Origin of the sequence: Christiangramia lutea, from assembly GCF_022489035.1 — a bacterium.
GTDB classification, from domain to species: Bacteria; Bacteroidota; Bacteroidia; order Flavobacteriales; family Flavobacteriaceae; genus Christiangramia; species Christiangramia lutea.
Genome location: NZ_JAKVTV010000017.1, coordinates 1 through 3214, shown reverse-complemented (window position 1 = coordinate 3214; position 3214 = coordinate 1). Strand labels below are relative to the sequence as shown.

General features: G+C 32.0%; 4 protein-coding genes. All 4 read left to right on the top strand.

What is annotated here, in order from left to right; translation table 11 throughout:
* Positions 1–207: 207 nt before the first annotated feature.
* Positions 208–453: an AbrB/MazE/SpoVT family DNA-binding domain-containing protein gene (locus ML462_RS15920; RefSeq protein ID WP_240714824.1), complete on the top strand. Its 246-nt coding sequence runs from the start codon at positions 208–210 to the stop codon at positions 451–453.
* On the top strand, positions 444–767 hold the full coding sequence (locus ML462_RS15915; protein ID WP_240714823.1) for a type II toxin-antitoxin system PemK/MazF family toxin: 324 nt from the start codon (positions 444–446) through the stop codon (positions 765–767). The genes ML462_RS15920 and ML462_RS15915 overlap by 10 nt, the downstream gene beginning before the upstream one ends.
* A gap of 152 nt (positions 768–919) precedes the next feature.
* Positions 920–1831, top strand: coding sequence for an alpha/beta hydrolase family protein (locus tag ML462_RS15910; RefSeq protein WP_240714822.1), 912 nt, complete (start codon positions 920–922; stop codon positions 1829–1831).
* Between the two features lie 545 nt (positions 1832–2376).
* Positions 2377–3075: an Nmad2 family putative nucleotide modification protein gene (locus tag ML462_RS15905; RefSeq protein ID WP_240714821.1), complete on the top strand. Its 699-nt coding sequence runs from the start codon at positions 2377–2379 to the stop codon at positions 3073–3075.
* Positions 3076–3214: the final 139 nt, after the last annotated feature.

Sequence of the window (3214 nt, the reverse complement as noted above, 5' to 3'; positions counted from 1 at the left end):
TCTGCTGCACATAACGACGAATATAAAGAATAGGGGCAAACAAGAATTGTGTATATTTCAGAATTCAAAAACACCTAAATTTAAACACGAATATAGAAGCCCCTACTCTTCATATTCGAGACCGTTGGCATTAATACTTAAACAGAGAAAATTAAATTTTGAAATCTGATTTAAAGTAATAACTTTGTATTTACAAAAATAAAAGCTATGGAAACTTCAATTATAAAAATTGGAAATTCAAAAGGACTTCGTTTAAGCAAAACGATTCTTGAAAAATACCACATAAAAGATAAAGTAGAACTCATTTTAGAAAAAGGTCAAATTATACTCCGACCAATTGATTCGCCAAGAAAAAATTGGGAAGAGAAATTTAAAAAAATGGCCAAAAATGAAGATGATCAACTTCTGATGAATGATGTGTTTGATGATGAAAACTTTGATGAATGGATTTAAATCAATACGATATAGTCTTAGTTAATCTAGATCCGACAGTTGGAAGTGAAATTAAGAAAACCAGACCTTGCGTAATCATTTCTCCAAATGAGATGAATAAATACTTAAGAACAATTGTTGTTGCTCCAATGACAACAAACACAAAAAAATATCCAACTAGAATTCCGGTAAAATCAAATGGAAAAAAAGGAATGATCGCAATTGACCAAATAAGAACAATTGACAAACAAAGAATTGTGAAAATCTTCGAATCATTATCCAACTCGGAAATCAAAAAGTGTAAAGAGGTGATTAAAGAAACATTTGTGGACTAAGTACTAATGCCAACAACGGTTCATCGCCAATAAGCGGCACCGTTAGTAAGAAAATAATTAACTTGACCAACAAACCAATACTAAGCCGACAAATCCGCGTCCCCTACTCCGCCAACTGGCGATAACCGAGACCGTTGTATGTTATTTTTAATATGAGAATTCTACTTCTAATTTTTCTATTTTTTGCTTCAATTCAAGGTTCTGCTCAAAACGGAAAAATCCTAAACAAGATTCATATTGATCTTGAAAAATCTACTTTTTGGGACCAAATTTCAATAAATAATGAACCTAAACCTGAGTATGAATATTTAGAAAATCTAAACTTCTTTTTTATTACATATTTAAGCGATTCAAAAAAAGTAAAGGGGTATATAGTTGAGCCTAAGAAAAAAGGTAAATATCCAGTAGTAATATTCAATCGAGGTGGAAATAGAAATTTTGCGGCTCTTAATCTTGCTACTATGATAGTTTATACATCTAAACTAGCTAACGAGGGATATTTCATAATTGGTAGTAATTATAGAGAAAAAGACGAGCTCGGTGGATCTGACTTAAATGATGTCTTAAATTTGACAGAAACAATAAAAGACCTAGATAAAGCAGATAATAATCTGATCGGAATGTTTGGTTGGTCCAGAGGCGGGTTAATGACATATTTAGCTTTAAAAAATTCAAATAAGATTAAAACTGCTATTGTTGGAAATGGCCCAGCCGACTTCTTTAAAACTGTAGAACATTTACCAGGTTTAGAAAATGTTTTAGAAGAATGTGTTCCGAATTATTGTGAAAATAGAAATCAAGAACTAAAAAAAAGATCCGTAGTTTATTGGCCAGAGAAACTTGATAAAAATTCAAGTCTTTTAATTTTGGCAGGAACAAAAGACAAAAGGGTTGATTTCAAACAGGCAGAGGAAATAGGTGAAAAACTAAAGGCGATAAACTATGATTATGAACTTCAAATATTCGATACGGATCATTTCTTCTCAAATAAAAAAGAAGAACTAAACAATGCGGTAATCCTATGGTTTAATCGGGAATTAAAAACAACACACAACAACGGTTAATCGCCAATAAGCGGTACCGTTAGTAAGAAAATAATTAACTTGACCAATAAACCAATACTAAGCTGACAAATCCGCGTCCCTTACTCCGCCAACTGGCGATAACCGAGACCGTTGGGCACAATACTAAAAATGAATCATTATATTTGAGTATGAACTCTGATAAAAAATAATACGTTCTTTAAAATCTTGGTGAATTAAATAGTTGGGTTTATAGTTTAACTCAAGGAATTATTGTTCGATTAATCTGTGATTGTTTAATTAAAAAAATAAATCATATGAGAGAAAGATTCAATAATATCGTAAAAGGTTTGACCTTTGTTATAATTCCAGTAATTCTAATAACGTTATTTCTATTTGGTGGGCAGACCATCCCGAACCGCAGACTTGTCCAAACAGAAATTCCTTGAAAGCTCCAGCATTTAAGAAACCTAGGGACGGGTTAGAGGTTCGATTCCTCGGTCTGCTACAAATTATAGGCTGTTTAAAAAGACAGCCTATTTCTTTTAAGCTATTAAGCGTACAATTGAACTAAATAAGAATTAAAATTGAAAAGAATTTATTCATACGTTTTAAGATTTGATGACGGAGCAGCACCAAATCCTTTTTGGGGAATTTGTACATTGACTATTTGCAAACCTGCGATTAGAAGAACAGCAGGAGTTGGAGATTGGGTAATTGGAACAGGTTCTAAAAACTCTAAACTAAAAGACGGAAATAAATATGATCTTTCTGACAGTTTAGTTTATGCAATGAAAATAACTGAAAAGATGACTCTCGAACAGTATGACAAATTTTGCTCGAAGAAACTGAAAGAAAAAATTCCTTCCTGGTATAATAAAGATTGGCGAAAAAGAATGGGAGACTGTATTTACGATTTTTCAAATCAGAATGAACTTAATTTGAGAAAAGGTGTTCATAATGAATCAAATATAAAAAGAGACTTGAGTGGCAATAACTCTTTATTGTCGACTGAATTTTACTACTTCGGAGGAGAACCAAGAATAATTCCAGAAAACTTAAGGCGTATAATCAAAAAAAATCAGGGGCATTTACGAATTGAAAATGCTGATTTACTTTTTGACTTTGAAAAGTGGATTAGCAGATTTGAAAAAAATAAAATATATGCAGAACCACAACTCGGACACGAATTTAAGATTGCATCAGATCTAGAGCTAACAAGTAAATGTTCAAATAGAAATAAAAAAATACTAGAGGAGCAAGATATAGAAGAAACATTATGCTAATCGTACTGTGCCCAACAAAGAACTAAGGTAAAATCCAAGTCCTTTTAAGCTGATTTCGATAAATAATTTTCTTTGTAATAGGTTCCTGATTTGGCGATGGCAAATGCCTGTTTCAGGAGCTTATTACATACGGCTATTA

Excerpts from the sequence above, each read along its gene's own strand:
- ML462_RS15920 (WP_240714824.1), top strand. The coding sequence starts at position 208 with ATGGAAACTTCAATTATAAAAATTGGAAATTCAAAAGGACTTCGTTTA.
- ML462_RS15915 (WP_240714823.1), top strand. The coding sequence starts at position 444 with ATGGATTTAAATCAATACGATATAGTCTTAGTTAATCTAGATCCGACA.
- ML462_RS15910 (WP_240714822.1), top strand. The coding sequence starts at position 920 with ATGAGAATTCTACTTCTAATTTTTCTATTTTTTGCTTCAATTCAAGGT.